Here is a 16,224-nt window from a genome sequence, read left to right on the forward strand (position 1 = left end):
ATTATTAACGTCAATGACATTATACGGTTGCCCTGCACGATTCGGACTGCCGTAACGCAGCGCGAAGTATGACGGGATACAACAGAAATTCGCTAAACTTTCTGATATCCTTGCACCGCATTTGCATTATTAACCAGAGGCTTTACATCGTTTATGTCCGGCTGGCCACGAATTTACTACAAATTACTGAATTTACCATTAAGCATACTGGTAAAAAGCAAGTCTATTCCGGCGGAACCCGCCCAGGAATTGGGGCTCGATACTTCTCGCCCCATTATGTATGTCTTGCCATACAACTCAAAAGCGGACTTACTGACGCTGCGGGCGCAATGTCTGGCGCACGATCTCCCGGATCCGCTGGAGCCGCTGGAGATCGACGGCGCGCTGCTGCCACGCTATGTATTTATTCACGGCGGACCGCGTGTCTTTACCTATTACACGCCAAAAGAAGAGTCGGTGAAACTTTTTCACGATTATCTCGATCTGCATCGGAGTAATCCGGCTTTGGACGTGCAGATGGTGCCCGTTTCCGTGATGTTTGGCCGCGCGCCGGGTCGTGAAAAGGGAGAAGATAACCCGCCTTTACGTATGCTGAACGGCGTACAGAAATTCTTTGCCATCTCCTGGCTGGGTCGCGATAGCTTTGTCCGATTCTCGCCGTCCGTCTCATTGCGTCGCATGGCTGATGAACACGGCACCGATAAAATCATCGCGCAGAAGCTGGCTCGCGTGGCGCGTATGCACTTTGCTCGCCAGCGCCTGGCGGCGGTTGGCCCACGCCTGCCCGCCCGTCAGGATCTGTTTAACAAACTGCTGGCCTCGAAAGCGATCGCCCGCGCGGTAGAAGACGAAGCGCGCAGTAAGAAAATCTCTCATGAAAAAGCGCAGCAAAACGCCATTGCGCTGATGGAAGAGATCGCGGCGAACTTCTCTTACGAGATGATTCGTTTGACCGACAGGATTTTGGGGTTTACCTGGAACCGACTGTACCAGGGGATTAACGTGCATAACGCCGAGCGCGTACGCCAACTGGCGCACGACGGGCATGAAATCGTCTATGTGCCCTGTCACCGCAGCCATATGGACTATTTGCTCCTTTCTTATGTGCTGTACCATCAGGGACTGGTTCCGCCGCACATTGCCGCAGGCATTAACCTTAATTTCTGGCCCGCTGGCCCGATTTTCCGTCGTCTGGGCGCGTTCTTTATTCGTCGCACCTTTAAGGGGAATAAACTCTATTCCACCGTCTTTCGCGAATACCTGGGCGAGCTGTTCAGCCGCGGTTACTCGGTTGAGTATTTTGTCGAAGGAGGACGTTCGCGTACCGGACGTTTGTTAGATCCGAAAACCGGCACCCTGTCGATGACTATCCAGGCGATGCTGCGCGGCGGTACCCGTCCAATTACGTTAGTGCCTATTTACATCGGCTATGAGCACGTCATGGAAGTGGGCACCTATGCGAAAGAGCTGCGCGGCGCGACAAAAGAGAAAGAGAGTCTGCCGCAGATGCTGAAAGGCTTGAGCAAGCTGCGCAATCTGGGTCAGGGCTACGTTAACTTTGGCGAACCGATGCCGCTCATGACGTACCTGAACCAGCATGTGCCGGAGTGGCGCGAATCTATCGACCCTATAGAGGCCATACGCCCAGCCTGGCTGACGCCGACGGTAAATAGTATCGCCGCCGATCTGATGGTGCGTATTAACAACGCTGGCGCGGCAAACGCGATGAACCTGTGTTGTACCGCGCTGTTAGCGTCGCGTCAGCGCTCGCTCACCCGCGAGCAGCTCACCGAGCAGCTTGATTGCTATCTCGATCTGATGCGCAATGTCCCTTATTCCACAGACTCAACCGTTCCTGCCGCCAGCGCTGGCGAGCTTATCGCTCACGCGCTGCAGATGAATAAGTTTGAGGTCGAGAAAGACACCATTGGCGATATCATCATTCTGCCGCGCGAGCAGGCGGTGTTGATGACCTACTATCGTAACAATATCGCGCATATGTTGATTATGCCTTCGCTGATGGCGGCGATTATCACCCAGCATCGTCGCATTTCGCGTGATGCGTTGCAGCAGCATGTTGAAGCGCTCTATCCGATGTTAAAAGCGGAGCTGTTCCTGCGCTGGGAGCGCGAGGAGTTAGCCTCGGTCATTGACGCGCTGGCCAGTGAAATGCAGCGTCAGGGGCTAATTACCCTGCAGGATGATGAACTGCATATCAACCCGACGCATTCCCGTACGCTGCAACTGCTGGCGGCAGGCGCGCGCGAAACGCTACAGCGTTATGCCATTACGTTCTGGCTGTTGAGCGCCAATCCGTCCATCAACCGCAGTACGCTGGAGAAAGAAAGCCGTACCGTGGCGCAACGTCTGTCTGTCCTGCACGGTATTAACGCGCCGGAGTTTTTCGACAAAGCGGTGTTCAGTTCACTCGTGTTGACGCTACGGGATGAGGGTTATATCAGTGATACGGGCGATGCCGAACCGGCAGAAACGATGAAGATATATCAGATGCTTGCCGATCTAATTACCTCTGATGTCCGTCTGACGATTGAAAGCGCGACGCAGGGCGAGTAAGCCAGTGCCTGAAATGCCCGATAGTGCAAGCTCATCGGGCAACTGATATGACGTATTGAAAATTTTGGTTTTGTAGGCCGGGTTCGCCCGGCATGACATCAGAAGTGCCAGTAACTCATCGCCAGCCCTAAAAATAGCACCAGGCCAACGTAGTTATTGTTCATAAAGGCTTTAAAGCAGGCTTCACGTTCACGGTTCGCAATCAGTTTTTGCTGGTAGACAAACAGCGCGCCCGCCACCAGCACAGCCCAGTAATATCCCCATCCCAGACCATTCAACCAGCCGATCAGCGCCATTAACGCCATGACGCCAAGCTGCAGAATCCCGATAATCAATGTGTCATAACGACCAAACAAGATCGCAGTCGATTTAATGCCTATCTTGATATCATCATCTCTGTCGACCATCGCATATTGCGTATCGTAAGCCACCGCCCAGAGAATATTGGCGAGGAACATCAGCCAGCAGCTCAACGGCAGGGATTCGCTCACCGCGGCGAACGCCATGGGGATTGACCAGCCGAAAGCGGCCCCCAGCACGACCTGCGGCAGGTGGGTGTAGCGTTTCATAAAGGGATAAACCCAGGCCAACGCCAGCGCCGCCACGGAAAGCAGAATCGTCATGGCGTTCAGCGTCAGCACCAACAGAAACGCCAGCAGCACCAGCACCACAAACAGGTTGCGCGCTTCTTTCTCTGTCACGGCGCCGCTGGGTAAAGGTCGGTTGACCGTACGTTTTACATGTCCGTCAAATTTACGATCGGCATAATCATTCACCACGCAGCCCGCCGCGCGCATTAACCACACGCCAGCGACAAAAACTGCCAAAATCCACAGCTGAGGCATACCCGGCGTCGCCACCCATAGCGCCCAAAGCGTCGGCCAGAGCAGCAGCAACGCGCCAATAGGCTTATCTGTACGCATCAAACGGTGAAACGCCAGCAGCTTACTCTGCGTCAGACTCCACTCCATCTTTATCTTCCTCTCAGTACAGCGGCGATGCAGGTAAAAAAAGCTCGGTAAGCAACAGCGGTTTTCCGCTCAACCGCAGTCGAGAGCGGCGCCCCCACAGCGTTGCATCGCGTCCAATTTCAATAAAATCGCGGGTCAGTGTCGATGATGTAAATAGATAACGTCCAAGCGGGGTTTTACCCAGATGTTGTAAGACCTGTTCAGGTCCGCACAGCGTGGATTCCGGTACCACGGTACGTCCGGCAAGCCAGGGCTCGCCGTCAGCGCAAAGCAGTATCTCACGTAACCAGTAGCGGGATTCTGATGGCAGTAAACCTGATGCTTCCTCGACCTCACTTTGGCCGACAAACGCTTCCCGAATCAGCGTCACGCTTACCCGCTTTCCCTGCTGCTCAAAACGTTTAGTCATAGAATCTTCCAGCAACAGCCAGTCCAGCAAATGGGGTTCAAGCGCAGGAATCGCATCAAAATAGCGCAGCGCACGCAGTCGCGTTAACGCAGGGTGTGACATGCCTTACTCTCCGATTCATAACCTAAAGTCATTGTATCTCAGAAAAGACATTACGGGGGGCGCAATCACAATTAAGTGATCTGTTGCGCAACAAAAAAATAACAATTCGCATGAAATGACAAAAAAAGGTGCGCCAGGAGACGCACCAGTTGCTGCAAAATCAGCACTGTGGGGAAACAATTACCCCTTGCCTTTTACACTGCTGATAAAGGTGGAACGGGCAGATGTCGATCCCAGACGTTCGGCCTCATCAAGCAGTTTCAGCGCTTTATCGACGTCGCCTTTCGCTACGGCATCCTTAATCGCTTTATTAAAGTAGCTTTCCGTATCGTTCAACATCGGTTCGCTTTTCTTCGGCGCGACTGGCGCTGGCGCAGCGACCGGCGCGGCGGTATTGCCTACCGTTACCGGCCCGGTACCGGACGAGCCAAACAACGGCCCGACCAATACGCTGGAGCTGCTGTTGGTTTTTACCTTCAGTTTCACCACGCCGTCAGTGGTATGGCGAGCAACTGGATCGGGAATATCCGGGATAGAGTTACCGACGCCTTTGGCATAGGCTTTTGCCGGATCGAGCAGCGTAGTGGTTTGCTGAAGATCTTTTTCGGTCGTAAACACCAGAACATAGAGTTTCTGCTGCCCCAACGCAGGCGTCAGGCGCATCACGCCTTCCAGCCGGTCTGCGCTCATGACGCCCGGCTGCTGATAAGTAAAGTAACTGCTGGGGAAGAACGCCGAAGGCGTCATATTTTGGTCAAGAATCAACACGTTTGGCGCAAAAACGCTGGCTTGCTTATTGACCTCGCTGGTCAGAGTTAATGTCAGCTCGCCGATATTCGCCGGAACGCTATAAGCGGCGACCGGGCCGGTAATGCCGGCGACGTCAAGGCGCTGGCCGCCAGTCGCCAGTTGGGTAGACTGCGTTTTTGACTGATCTACAGGCGTCCAGGTTAATTGCTGTAGCGCAGCAGCAGGAATAGCGGGCGCGGCGCTGGTATTTTGCGGTACATAGTTCACTTCCGCCAGGCTGATACCCGGCACGCTGGCGAACAGCCCTGCGGTTAAACAGAGGGCGACGAGACTTTTCTTCATTTTCATTATTCTCACCTCAATAAGGCGGGTTCAGCGGTAGCCAGGCAATAGCGCGCCAACCCAAACATATCGCCGAATGGCGGCTGGCGCCTTATTCGGCTTACAAGCATCATCAGACCTGATGTTTCAGAGGGGCTTGCGCCCCTCGTTACGTCAGATGACCATCGTATTACCACCAGATTTCCATCTGGGCGCCGAAGGTCCACTCATCGCTATCGCCACGGCTGGTGGTATTGAAACCGCTGTTGCTTGCGGCGGCATAACGTAAGGTTTTATCACCATCTTTGATATAACCCCATTTCTCATCCCACTTCGCATAAGTCGCAAACACACGGATAGCCGGGCGCGACCAGATGCTGTCGCCTGCCTGCCACTGTTGCGCCAGGGTGATTTTGTATTGGTTGTTATGATCGCCAGTCTGCTGAGATTTCACGTTGTCATAACCCACTTCCAGCAGGGTACTCATGATTGGCGTCCATTTGAACATCGGACGTACGCCTACAGTCCACCAATCGGTACCGAGTTTATTGTCCAGGTCTTGTTTCTGGAACATACCGACATACATCAGATCCCAACGATCGCCCAGCGAAATCGCGCCGTGATCCAGCACGCGCCATAGTTTGCCGTTGTTATTGACGTAGTCGTCAACGTGGTGGATGACATTACCGTCATCGTCTTTTGTATCATAGGCATACCCATAGGTACCCTGCGCCCCGCCTTTACCCTGCGTGGTCATCGCGTCAGTCGCATACTGAAGGACAAACTTGTTGTAGCCTTTCAACATGCTTTGGGTATGTTCCGCGGTGAACATCCAGCCGTCTTTAGTTGCGCCATCAACATAGCTGTAGCCGTCGCTCTTATTCGCCCGACCATAGTCAACGCCCAGTTCCAGCACGCCATCCGGATTGGTCTGCAAGCCTGCTAAACGGACATCGAAAACATCGTTCGCGGTATCTTTAGAAGTATCGTAAATATTTTGGCTGCTGAAGGTGTAAGAACCGCCCGCTTCCTGAGAGCGGGTCGCCGCCAGTGAAAGCTTACCGAAGCCCAGATCGATATTTTCGATACCCGCGCCAGGACCTGAAATATCCCAGTAGTAGAAGTCGATCATGTGTACGTCATGACGCTGATAGAAGCGCTTACCGGCCCAGATGGTAGAGCCCGGCAGCCATTCAATCAGGTTTTTACCCTGCACGTTCGCTTCGCGGAAGGCGGGATCGGTCGATTCCCAGTCGTTCTGCTGGTTAACCGAATAGGCGACGTTGGTGTCGAAATAGAAGCTCTTATCGCCCTCTTTCCACACTTCCTGGCCCAGTTTCAGTTCCGCATAGGTTTCACATTCGTTACCGAGACGGTATTTACTTTGTGCACCGGTCACCTGGAAACACTGTTGTTCGCCGCCGCTTCCCGTCCAGCCAATACCGGAACGGGCGTAACCGTGGAAATCGACAGCCATTGCCTGAGCGGACATTACGCCCGCTGCGACAGCAACCGCCAGTGGGAGTTTGCGCAGAGTAATCATCATTCTATCTCCTGAGATCATTGCTTTTCTTTAAACGCTGCCACCTTCTAAAACTGCGAATGGTTTTGCGTTTCGTTTTTTTATGGAGGCCTTAAACACCCGGCTCTTGATGCAGACGACGACATGCGCTGCCATCCTCGCGGAACAGATGACAGCGCTCTGGCGGCAGGCCGATAGCGAATGTGGCGCCCTCTTCTACCAACACCACGTCATTCTGGCGATAAACCAGGTTTTGACGGATGGCGGGGATCTGGATATGAATTTGTGTTTCGTGCCCTAACTGCTCGACCACCTGGACTTCGCCTTCCAGGGTGACATCGGCGATATCGCTCGGCAGCAGGTGTTCCGGCCGAATGCCTAAAGACATATTGGCGCCGACCTGCACGCCGCGACTTTCGACCGGCAGCCAGATTTGCTGGCGATTCGGCAGTTCGACCTGGACTTGTTCAATCGCGGTGGCGGTCACTTTCACCGGCAGGAAGTTCATCTTCGGCGAGCCGATGAAGCCCGCGACAAAGCGGTCCGCCGGATAGTGGTACAGCTCCAGCGGCTTACCGACTTGAGCGACGCGACCGGCGTCCAGCACCACGATTTTGTCGGCCAGCGTCATCGCCTCGACCTGATCGTGGGTGACGTAAATCATCGTGCGGCCCAGACGTTTATGCAGGCGAGAAATTTCAATACGCATCTGCACGCGCAGCGCGGCGTCCAGGTTAGAGAGCGGTTCATCCAGCAAAAACACACGCGGCTCCGCCACCAGCGTGCGGCCAATCGCTACGCGCTGACGCTGCCCGCCGGAAAGCGCTTTTGGCTTACGTTCCAGCAGATGCGCCAGTTGCAGCACTTCCGCCACCTGGTTGACGCGTTGATTCATTACCTCTTTTTTGGCGCCCGCCAGCTTGAGGCCGAAAGACATGTTTTCTGCAACGGAGAGATGGGGATAGAGCGCATAAGACTGGAATACCATGCCCACGCCGCGCTCGGCAGGCGGAATATCATTCATACGGGTTTCCCCGATAAACAGGTCGCCACTGGTGATGGTTTCAAGCCCGGCGATCATACGCAGCAAGGTCGATTTACCACAGCCTGACGGTCCGACAAACACCACGAACTCCCCGTCATGGATATCGAGGTTAATATCTTTCGATACCACCACGTCACCCCAGGCTTTCGTTACATTTCGTAGCTGTACGCTCGCCATGCCTTTCTCCCTTCGTTACAACCTGTCATTGACAGCAACATTCATGATGGCCTGACTATGCGCGATCCCTGACTGGGGTAAATCCTCCACCCCCCGGCTTTTTTATGGGGGAGGAGGCGGGAGGATGAGGACACAACGCCTGAGACCACGGGCGCGGACAGAAAAGGAATTTCGTGATGCCGCCCGCAAAAATCGGCGTGTTTTTGTGTGCGCCAGCACGCATTACTCACATTTATGCAACACAGATCACATAAAGTCGGGGTGGGGCGTAGGGGTAGGGAGGATGGAAAGAGGTTGTCGTATAAAGAAACTAGAGACCGTTAAACCACCTCTGTGTACATCACCAAAAAGGATGGGAGATATGAAGATTAAAACTGGCGTAGGCATCCTCGCATTATCCGCACTTACGACGATGATGATTTCCGCCCCGGCTCTCGCCAAAATTGAAGAAGGTAAACTGGTTATCTGGATCAACGGCGACAAGGGTTATAACGGTCTGGCCGAGGTCGGTAAAAAATTTGAGCAAGACACCGGCATTAAAGTGACCGTTGAGCACCCGGATAAGCTGGAAGAGAAATTCCCGCAGGTGGCAGCCACCGGCGACGGTCCTGACATTATCTTCTGGGCGCACGACCGTTTTGGCGGCTACGCGCAGTCTGGTCTGCTGGCGGAGGTCACTCCGGATAAAGCGTTTCAGGACAAACTCTATCCGTTTACCTGGGATGCGGTACGTTATAACGGCAAGCTGATCGCCTACCCCATCGCCGTTGAAGCCCTCTCCCTGATTTATAACAAAGACCTCGTCCCGAACCCGCCGAAAACCTGGGAAGAGATCCCGGCGCTGGATAAAGAACTAAAAGCGAAAGGGAAGTCGGCGATAATGTTCAACCTGCAAGAGCCGTATTTCACCTGGCCTTTGATCGCTGCTGACGGCGGTTACGCGTTCAAATTTGAAAACGGCAAGTATGACGTGAAAGACGTTGGCGTCGACAACGCCGGCGCGAAAGCGGGCCTGACTTTCCTGATCGATATGATCAAGAACAAAAATATGAGCGCCGATACCGATTACTCCATCGCCGAAGCAGCTTTCAATAAAGGCGAAACGGCAATGACCATCAACGGTCCGTGGGCATGGTCGAACATCGACAAGAGCAAAGTCAACTACGGTGTCACCCTGCTGCCGACCTTCAAAGGTAAACCCTCGAAACCGTTCGTCGGCGTGCTGAGCGCGGGAATTAACGCTGCCAGCCCGAATAAAGAGCTGGCGAAAGAGTTCCTCGAAAACTACCTGCTGACCGATCAGGGTCTGGAAGCGGTGAACAAAGATAAACCGCTGGGCGCCGTGGCGCTGAAATCTTTCCAGGAGCAGTTAGCGAAAGACCCCCGTATCGCCGCCACCATGGATAACGCCCAGAAAGGCGAGATCATGCCGAATATTCCGCAGATGTCCGCCTTCTGGTATGCGGTACGTACGGCTGTGATTAACGCCGCCAGCGGCCGTCAAACCGTGGATGCCGCGCTGAAAGATGCACAAAGCCGTATCACTAAGTAATGCCGCGAGCCTGTGCCGGATGGCGGCATAAATGCCTTATCCGGCCTACAACACACCGTAGGCCTGATAAGCGCAACGCCATCAGGCACATCTCCGGCCAGGAAGTTTCAACGCTGTAGAGGAAAATCCCCATGGATGTCATTAAAAAGAAACACTGGTGGCAAAGTGACCAGCTTAAATGGTCAGTAATTGGTCTGCTGGGCCTGCTGGTGGGTTACCTTGTAGTTTTAATGTACGTACAAGGGGAGTATCTGTTCGCCATCATGACGCTGATTTTAAGCTCTGCTGGCCTGTATATTTTCGCAAATCGTAAAACCTATGCCTGGCGCTACGTTTACCCTGGCCTCGCCGGCATGGGGCTATTTGTGCTATTCCCGCTGGTGTGCACCATCGCTATCGCCTTTACTAACTACAGCAGCACCAACCAGCTCACCTTTGAACGCGCCCAGCAAGTGCTGATGGACCGTTCTTATCAGGCAGGAAAAACCTATAACTTCGGTCTTTACCCGAGCGGCGACGAGTGGCAACTGGCCCTCACCGACGGAGAAACGGGTAAACATTACCTGTCTGACGCATTTTCCTTCGGCGGCGAACAAAAATTACAGCTGAAAGAGACCGATGCCCTGCCGGGCGGCGAACGCGCCAATCTGCGGATAATCACCCAGAACCGTCTGGCGCTGAACCAGATAACCGCCGTCCTGCCGGATGAAAGTAAAGTAATTATGAGCTCGCTACGTCAGTTTTCCGGTACTCGTCCGCTGTACACACTGGCTGATGACGGCCTGCTGACCAATAACCAGAGCGGCGTAAAATACCGGCCAAACAACGATAGCGGTTATTATCAGTCGATCAACGCCGACGGAAGCTGGGGTGATGAAAAACTCAGTCCTGGTTATACCGTTACTATCGGCGCGAAAAACTTTACGCGCGTCTTTACCGACGAAGGGATCCAGAAGCCCTTTTTCGCTATCTTCGTCTGGACCGTGGTCTTTTCGGTCCTCACTGTGGTGTTAACCGTGGCGGTTGGGATGGTATTGGCCTGCCTCGTACAGTGGGAAGCGCTGAAAGGTAAAGCTATCTACCGCGTCCTGCTGATTCTGCCCTACGCCGTACCGTCGTTTATTTCAATTTTGATTTTCAAAGGGTTATTCAACCAAAGCTTTGGTGAAATCAATATGATGCTGAGCGCGCTGTTCGGCATTAAACCTGCCTGGTTCAGCGACCCCAACACCGCGCGGGCAATGGTGATTATCGTGAATACCTGGCTGGGCTATCCCTACATGATGATCCTGTGCATGGGACTGCTGAAAGCGATTCCGGATGACCTGTACGAAGCCTCCGCAATGGACGGCGCCGGTCCATTTCAGAATTTCTTTAAGATCACCTTACCGCTGCTGATTAAGCCGCTAACGCCGCTGATGATCGCCAGCTTCGCCTTTAACTTTAATAACTTTGTCCTGATTCAGTTATTGACCAACGGCGGGCCAGACCGTCTCGGCACCACCACGCCTGCCGGTTATACCGATCTACTCGTCAGCTACACCTACCGTATCGCCTTTGAAGGCGGCGGCGGTCAGGACTTCGGTCTGGCGGCGGCCATTGCCACGCTGATCTTCCTGCTGGTAGGCGCGCTGGCAATAGTGAACCTGAAAGCCACGCGTATGAAGTTTGATTAAGGGAGATAATAACAATGGCTATGGTCCAACCCAAATCTCAGAAACTGCGTCTCCTCATCACGCACCTGGGGCTGCTGATTTTCATCGCAGCGATTATGTTCCCGCTGCTGATGGTCATCGCTATCTCGCTACGTGAAGGGAACTTCGCCACCGGAAGCCTGATCCCGGATAAAATCTCCTGGGAACACTGGCGGCTGGCGCTGGGTTTCAGCGTGGAACATGCGGATGGTCGGGTAACGCCGCCTCCCTTCCCGGTCCTGCTGTGGCTGTGGAACTCGGTGAAAATCGCCGGTATTACCGCCATCGGCATCGTGGCGCTCTCCACCACCTGCGCCTACGCTTTCGCACGAATGCGTTTTCCAGGTAAAGCAACACTGCTCAAAGGGATGCTGATTTTCCAGATGTTTCCGGCGGTTTTGTCTCTGGTGGCGCTGTATGCGTTATTTGATCGCCTGGGACAATACATTCCATTTATCGGTCTGAATACGCATGGCGGCGTGATCTTCGCCTATCTTGGCGGCATTGCGCTGCATGTTTGGACGATTAAAGGCTACTTCGAAACTATCGACAGTTCGCTGGAAGAGGCCGCCGCGCTGGATGGCGCAACCCCGTGGCAGGCGTTTCGCCTGGTGCTGCTGCCGCTTTCCGTACCGATTCTGGCGGTGGTGTTTATTCTGTCGTTCATCGCGGCGATTACCGAAGTTCCGGTCGCCTCGTTGTTACTGCGCGATGTGGACAGCTATACGCTGGCCGTGGGTATGCAGCAATATCTCAACCCGCAAAACTATTTGTGGGGCGACTTTGCCGCCGCCGCCGTCCTTTCCGCTATTCCTATCACCCTGGTGTTCCTGTTGGCGCAACGTTGGCTGGTCAACGGCCTGACGGCAGGGGGTGTGAAAGGTTAAGTTTTATCGAAGTACCTGCCCGGCAACGGGCAATGCCACTGCCCTCAACTTATGTTATCCCCACTTATGGTCGTATTTTGGCGCTCTTCGGAGCGCTTTTTTTATGCGTTATAGACAGCGGCTAATTTATTGCCACGCCATACGTCCGTTACGGTGTGGCGACGCCTATTCTCGCCGTAGTCGGTTCGAATTACATAACCACAACGTGATAACCAGCAGGAGGATCGCCGCCGAATAGAGTAATACATCCATTGGCGTTTTATGATCGACAATGATCAGGCGCACAATCGCCGTGATCCCAATGTACACGAAATAGCGCAGCGGAAAGTGAAGGCCAGACTTAAAGTACTTCACAATCAGCGCAATAAATTCGAAATAAAGAAAGTAGATCACCAGCCCTTCCACCAGTTCATATTTGCTGGCTTGCTCAGGCACGAATAAGGCATCCGCCAGGTGCACCGTCTCTTTACCGAGAAAAACGACCAGGATCAGACCGAGGGTAAGCAGCCCCAAATTTAGTACGTTTTGTAAAATCGTGGCGATAAACTCAAGACGTGAGCGCGATAATGGCATCATAACAGCCCCCTCTTTCTCTGCGGCGAGGTTTCTGTATAACGCACAAATGTGACGGGCATCTATATTTTTTATTTATGTTTATATTTTGTTCAATAAGATAATTTGCCGGATAGCGCCGTGAACGCCTTATCCGGCCTGAGTATTAACGGAAATTTACGCTCCTGTCACTGGTCATATCATACAGGCCAAACTTACGGCCAAGCTGTTGACCACCGTCACGCGTCAGCGGCGTCCAGCCAATTGCCGCACGACTTCGGGTTGGGCCGGACGAGAAGAGATCCAGCGGTACGGAAACATATACGCCTTTGGTAAAATCCCCTTCCCCATATTCATCCGGCGACGCATCGGTAATCGTCGCGTAACCGCCGACAACGACGCCGCTATCGAAGCGTTTGGCGATCTCCAGCGTACCGCCTTTATCGCCCGCCAGATACTGACCAACGCTGGCTTTCACCAGCACATCCTGGGCGAACGACGGCGTCCAGTATGCGGTCAAATGTCCGGTCTTCACGCTGTAATCGGTAAACTTCATCATATCCTGCGCGCTACGCCAGTCACGCTGTTTCACGTAGTTGGCATCCAGACCAAACGCCCAATTGCTGTCTACCGGGCGATACAGGACTTCTGCCCCGGCACCGCCAAACATGGTCTCCAGATAACCACCGTAGACCTGCCCATAGAAACCATTGCCAAAATACTGGAAGTAGTTGGCCTGTAGGTTATTCAAATAAACATCATTCTGCACATACTCACGGACATGCGTACGCACCCGCGGCAGATGCGAGTCCTTCGGCGGATTGGTGTAGTTAAATTTGTCGTAGTTGTTGGCGATATTGGCAAACACGCTGCCCGTGGTGAGCAGATGATCTGTGACCCACAGATCCGCAGTTCCCATTACGCCCAACTGATACATATAGAAGTTTTCCGGGCCGCCTACCGACTGATTCAGCACGGGATCAAGATGAAAATCAACGCGCGACTTGTCGATATACCAACCCTGTTCAGTACTCTCTGGCACGATCGGCTCCACGCGTTTTTGCGCCAGCGGAGTTTCATGTCCCAGCGGTTCGCCTTCCAGATGGCGTTTCAGGCTGGCGACATCGGTTTCAGTGGTGACCTGCGGCAGATTAAGGCGGTTTTCCGTCACGCGGATCGTGCGGATCCCCTCCGGCAGATCGTTCATGACGATCCGGTTAGCGCGCACGATCCCTTCACGGGAGTCGCGGTACTTCACCTGTTCGCCGGTAACGTACAGCGTATCGCCTTTGACCTGGATTTTCGGGTCCGCCAGACCGGCATTATATTTCAATAACGTTAATTGATTAGCCACTACCGAATGTTGCAGGATGGCATCCTGCGGCTGTGGTCGGTATTGCGGGCGTGAATTGTCATGATACGCGGGACGTAAATCGTTGAAATTGGTGCGCAGCGTGACGCCAAACATAAAGGTGTTGCCGCGCTCGTAGCTGAGGTTAACGTCGGCCCAATCGGTGACGCGGTAAATGGCGCCGACGTTAAACTTGCTCTTCTGTTCCAGTTTCCCCGCAAAATCCTGCTGATAGTTATTGCCTTCATACTCCAGCTTCAGGCGTAGCGGTTGCCACGGGGTCTGGTATTCCACGCCGCCAAACAGCGAGGCCGGGCCGTGAAACATATCGCTACCGTCGACGGAACCTGCCTCTTTATAGCTGTTATCACGCGAACAGAATTTACCACTATACGAACAGAAAGGATTAGACACATTGCCGCTGGTGCCAAGATAGCCCCAGCCGAGACCTAATGAAAAATCAAACGGCCCCCAGGCCTTACTCGCTACAATATATTCCGCATCAAACAGCCCCGTCCCGCCGATATCGCGCGCGCCAACCGCCACCTGCGGCATCCAGTAACTCTCTTCCCACAACCGCAGTTTCACATCAAACGCTTTATCTTTGTAAGTCTGGTCGCCGGAGAATGATTCCACGCTGCTGTACTTTTTCGTACGGACATCGGTATAGCGCAACGTGGTTTCCAGCCACGGGAAAAGCTGAACCGAAGCCGAGTAGTAGCGGTACTGATCGTTATCGCGATAGTTCAGGCTCATCTCCCCTTCACGCGCCATACGCGCTGTCGGCGTTTGCAGCAGGCCCACGCCGCCAAAGTCAGATTGTGAAGGCCCAACAGGGGCTGGATATGTTTCGGCATGGCAGGCCGCGCTAATACCCAGCGCCAGCACGCTGAGCAGATGTGTTTTTTTCATTATTCCGGTATCCGCTGCGTCAGGGTATGAAGAATGTCGGCATTTATCGCCTCCGGCGTGCCGCGCCAAAGGGAATCGGCAAAACCGACAAAAATAATGCTGCCGGGCATCGGCTCGATATGACGTTTATTCCAGTAAGCCACCGGCGCTTTTTGGCTGCGTCCATCAGGGTAAACCACCCAGGCATAGCTACGATCCGCGCCGCTGAGTAAGCGCTGATCCTCAAGATAACTGGCGACGTCCCGCCCAGGGACGAACGGCTGGCTGCCCGGCTGGCTAATCAAGCCAAAGAGCGTCACCTGCGTGGGTTGCGGCCCGACCCAGAGCGTGTAGTGACCTTGCAGCGGCGGGTTACCTCGTTCGCTCACCCGCACCACGTCAGGATCAAGATTCACGAATTGTCTGCCCGTCACCTTCACCGCCTGAATCTGTCGGCGCAGTGTGTTTATCGCCGCCGCCGCATCGCCGTCTTCCTCAGCGCCGAGCGCCGCCAGTCGCCCGAGAAGTTCCTGCTGCTGCTGACGCGCCGTCACGGTCGCCTGTTCTTCGCCTATAACCGCCGCAGGCCACCAGCTCGTTGCCAGGCGCGGCTGTCCGACTAAATCGAGCAGATGCTCAGCGTCTGTCAGCGTTTTAGGCTCGCTATTACCCTGGGTAAAAACGGTAACAGTGCCGCTGGCAAAGGCGGATGACGCGACAAAGGCCAGCGCCAGCGCGCTTATCGTCCTTTTCATCATGATTTTGCCGCCTTAATCAGCGTGGTTTTCACCGGAAAGTAATTCGCGCCCAGATACTGTTCCGTCTGGCGAATTTGGCCTTCGCTATCAATCCAGTAGCGATTACGCCAGCGCGTTTGATCGGTCGTCACTTCTTCATCCAGCACCCGCACGGCGGTCTCTTCACTGCCGACGCTAACGCTATCGGTCCCTCGCCATGTAAAAACGGAACGGGCGGTGGCGTAACGCACCTGGCGATGTTCGGTCCAGCCCAGGGTGCGAGTCCAGGTCGCGCCATCGATAATCTGTCCTGGTTTCGCCAGCGGGTCGGCCGCCAGATTATTCACATCGATCAGGTTGTCGCCGCTAAGCAGCGTTTTGACCAGACGGCCATGCTGCGTCACGATCGTCGCGCCATCCTGCGTCACCCATTTCTGCTGCCCGTTTTCCGAGAAAGCGAGCACCACAAACAGCTGAGGACCGCCGTTAAGCTGCATGTACTGGCTGGCATAAGGCATGTTTTGAATATCGTCATCCGTTAGCTGTACGCCTGGCGTACCGAACAAACTGTCCCACAGTGAATCGCCCAGGCCTTTGGTGGTGGCCGAACACGCCTGTAATAGCAGGCAAATCAGGATAAGTGCGAGTCGCTTCACGACGCTTCTCCAGAGGGGCAAAATAACCACACC

General features: G+C 54.1%; 13 protein-coding genes. 4 read left to right on the plus strand and 9 right to left on the minus strand.

What is annotated here, in order from left to right; translation table 11 throughout:
• Positions 1-153 precede the first annotated feature (153 nt).
• Positions 154-2,574, plus strand: coding sequence for a glycerol-3-phosphate 1-O-acyltransferase PlsB (gene plsB, locus J4728_RS11105; RefSeq protein ID WP_000017360.1), 2,421 nt, complete (start codon positions 154-156; stop codon positions 2,572-2,574).
• Between the two features lie 98 nt (positions 2,575-2,672).
• On the opposite strand, the gene ubiA is transcribed toward plsB, so the two are convergent.
• The 5 genes from ubiA to malK form a co-directional block, all read right to left on the minus strand.
• Positions 2,673-3,545, minus strand: a complete 873-nt coding sequence (ubiA, locus tag J4728_RS11110) for a 4-hydroxybenzoate octaprenyltransferase (RefSeq protein ID WP_000455249.1) — start codon at positions 3,543-3,545, stop codon at positions 2,673-2,675.
• 13 nt (positions 3,546-3,558) lie between these two features.
• Positions 3,559-4,056: a chorismate lyase gene (ubiC, locus tag J4728_RS11115; RefSeq protein WP_000019230.1), complete on the minus strand. Its 498-nt coding sequence runs from the start codon at positions 4,054-4,056 to the stop codon at positions 3,559-3,561.
• A 180-nt stretch (positions 4,057-4,236) separates the two neighbouring features.
• Entirely contained in the window at positions 4,237-5,154 is a 918-nt protein-coding gene (malM, locus tag J4728_RS11120) for a maltose operon protein MalM (RefSeq protein ID WP_000782497.1), read from the minus strand.
• A 163-nt stretch (positions 5,155-5,317) separates the two neighbouring features.
• Positions 5,318-6,673 carry a maltoporin gene (locus J4728_RS11125; protein ID WP_001594897.1) on the minus strand — a complete coding sequence of 452 codons (1,356 nt, stop codon included), beginning with the start codon at positions 6,671-6,673 and terminating at the stop codon, positions 5,318-5,320.
• An 88-nt stretch (positions 6,674-6,761) separates the two neighbouring features.
• The gene (gene malK / locus J4728_RS11130; protein ID WP_000179176.1) at positions 6,762-7,871 is read right to left on the minus strand and encodes a maltose/maltodextrin ABC transporter ATP-binding protein MalK; all 1,110 of its coding nucleotides are present in this window, start codon (positions 7,869-7,871) and stop codon (positions 6,762-6,764) included.
• A 361-nt stretch (positions 7,872-8,232) separates the two neighbouring features.
• Here malK and malE point away from each other — a divergent pair, with 361 nt between their 5' ends.
• From malE to malG, 3 genes are all read left to right on the plus strand, one after another.
• Positions 8,233-9,423 carry a maltose/maltodextrin ABC transporter substrate-binding protein MalE gene (gene malE, locus J4728_RS11135; protein ID WP_000695415.1) on the plus strand — a complete coding sequence of 397 codons (1,191 nt, stop codon included), beginning with the start codon at positions 8,233-8,235 and terminating at the stop codon, positions 9,421-9,423.
• Between the two features lie 131 nt (positions 9,424-9,554).
• Positions 9,555-11,099, plus strand: a complete 1,545-nt coding sequence (malF, locus tag J4728_RS11140; protein WP_000382570.1) for a maltose ABC transporter permease MalF — start codon at positions 9,555-9,557, stop codon at positions 11,097-11,099.
• A 14-nt stretch (positions 11,100-11,113) separates the two neighbouring features.
• Complete coding sequence (malG, locus tag J4728_RS11145) at positions 11,114-12,004, plus strand: maltose ABC transporter permease MalG (protein WP_001252085.1); 891 nt, start codon at positions 11,114-11,116, stop codon at positions 12,002-12,004.
• Positions 12,005-12,169: 165 nt separating this feature from the next.
• On the opposite strand, the gene psiE is transcribed toward malG, so the two are convergent.
• From psiE to J4728_RS11165, 4 genes are all read right to left on the minus strand, one after another.
• On the minus strand, positions 12,170-12,580 hold the full coding sequence (gene psiE / locus J4728_RS11150) for a phosphate-starvation-inducible protein PsiE (RefSeq protein ID WP_000982752.1): 411 nt from the start codon (positions 12,578-12,580) through the stop codon (positions 12,170-12,172).
• 142 nt (positions 12,581-12,722) lie between these two features.
• The gene (locus J4728_RS11155) at positions 12,723-14,819 is read right to left on the minus strand and encodes a YjbH domain-containing protein (RefSeq protein WP_208211754.1); all 2,097 of its coding nucleotides are present in this window, start codon (positions 14,817-14,819) and stop codon (positions 12,723-12,725) included.
• Positions 14,819-15,556, minus strand: a complete 738-nt coding sequence (locus J4728_RS11160; RefSeq protein ID WP_064043377.1) for a capsule biosynthesis GfcC family protein — start codon at positions 15,554-15,556, stop codon at positions 14,819-14,821. Before J4728_RS11160 ends, J4728_RS11155 begins: the two co-directional genes overlap by 1 nt.
• Positions 15,553-16,191, minus strand: a complete 639-nt coding sequence (locus tag J4728_RS11165; RefSeq protein ID WP_000824807.1) for a YjbF family lipoprotein — start codon at positions 16,189-16,191, stop codon at positions 15,553-15,555. Before J4728_RS11165 ends, J4728_RS11160 begins: the two co-directional genes overlap by 4 nt.
• Positions 16,192-16,224 lie beyond the last annotated feature (33 nt).

Source organism: Salmonella sp. 32070601201500089SM, from assembly GCF_017573605.1.
Taxonomy (GTDB): domain Bacteria; phylum Pseudomonadota; class Gammaproteobacteria; order Enterobacterales; family Enterobacteriaceae; genus Salmonella; species Salmonella enterica.